2 protein-coding genes and 1 pseudogene are annotated in these 1425 nt (G+C 70.1%); all 3 read right to left on the bottom strand.

Going from position 1 to position 1425, the window contains the following annotated elements:
- Positions 1–531 (bottom strand): MerR family transcriptional regulator (locus AB0C29_RS48345; protein ID WP_360835099.1); only part of this gene is annotated, 531 nt, incomplete at its 3' end.
- A gap of 139 nt (positions 532–670) precedes the next feature.
- Positions 671–1135: a bifunctional nuclease family protein gene (locus tag AB0C29_RS48340; RefSeq protein ID WP_125804926.1), complete on the bottom strand. Its 465-nt coding sequence runs from the start codon at positions 1133–1135 to the stop codon at positions 671–673.
- Between the two features lie 187 nt (positions 1136–1322).
- Positions 1323–1425, bottom strand: a pseudogene (locus AB0C29_RS48335) (MerR family transcriptional regulator); the annotation flags it as partial.

The following is a 1425-nucleotide window of genomic DNA, read 5'->3' as shown; positions in this document are numbered from 1 at the left end:
GGCCGCGAGCTCGTCCCCGGCGGCGGGCTCGGCGTCCAGGCCGGTGCCGACCGGCTGCGGGCCGGCGGCGGGCTCGGCCGGCAGGTGCGACAGCGAGCCCTGGATCTCCTTGAAGGCCCCGCCGATGGCGATGCCGAAGACACCCTGACCGCCCTGGAGCAGATCCACGACCTCCTCCGGCGACCGGCACTCGTACACCGTGGTGCCGTCGGAGATCAACGTGATGCCGGCCAGGTCGTCGACGCCGCGCGAACGCAGCGTCTCGATCGCCTTGCGGATGTTCTGCAGGGAGACGCCCGCGTCCAGCAGGCGCTTGACCACCTTGAGGACGACCAGGTCACGGAACGAGTAGAGCCGCTGCGTGCCGGAGCCGGAGGCGTCGCGGATGCTGGGCACCACGAGCGTCGTCCGCGCCCAGTAGTCGAGCTGGCGGTAGCTGATGCCGACCGCCTGACAAGCCGTCACTCCGCGATACCCGGTATCGCCGTCCTCGCCGACAAGCGGACCCTCTTCAGAGTCTGACTCGTGCACGCGACTACCTCCCCGCTGCGCGGTGCCGCTTCACCTGGACTTCACGAGCGTATAACCCAGCGAGCCACGAAACAGGGAGGTAATGCTGCGACACGCCGCGTACGGACGACCGGACCTGTGGTGATCGTCGATGCGCGGATCAGCCCGCGAAGTCCTCCGGCCGGACCTGGTCGAGGAACTCGCGGAACTTCTCGACCTCGTCCTCCTGCTCGTCCGGGATGACGATCCCGGCCTCGGTCAGCACCTGATCGGCGCACCGGATCGGCGCACCCACCCGCAGGGCCAGGGCGATCGAGTCGCTCGGCCGCGCGGACACCCGCAGGTCGTCACCGATCAGCAGATCCGCGTAGAACACGTTCTCCTTGAGTTCGGTGATCTCGACGGCCTTCAGCGGCGCCTCGAGCGCCGCGAGGATGTCCCGTAGCAGATCATGGGTCAACGGCCGGGCGGGCTTGACGCCCTGCTGCTCGTACGCGATGGCAGTTGCCTCCACCGCGCCGATCCAGATCGGCAGGTACCGATCGCCGTCGACCTCCCTGAGCAGGACGATCGGCTGGTTACTGGGCAGCTCCACCCGAACCCCGACCACGCTCAGCTCGCGCACCGCCCGCCTCCGTGTCGCTTCGTCGTGCCGCCCCGTAAGGCCACCGCCGCCCCGCAGGGCAACGCGACCATCAGGCTGTTTCCCGCCTATCCTGCACGGTACACGGACGCTCGGGACCGAGCGCCACACGATGCCCGTGTCTGTGGGGTTACCCCGGCCACCGCGGACAAACCGGCAACCCCGTGCCTCACCGTCCGAGAGTGTCCCGCAGGCCCGCCCGCACCAGCGCCGCGTGCAGCCGCTGGGACAGCGCCTGCAGCTCGCGCGCCGTCTCGGCGGCCCGGGCCCGC

The organism is Actinoplanes sp. NPDC048791 (assembly GCF_040650095.1).
GTDB lineage: Bacteria > Actinomycetota > Actinomycetes > Mycobacteriales > Micromonosporaceae > Actinoplanes.
Note: the sequence above shows the minus strand (reverse complement) of the source record. Positions and strands in the feature narration are given on the sequence as shown.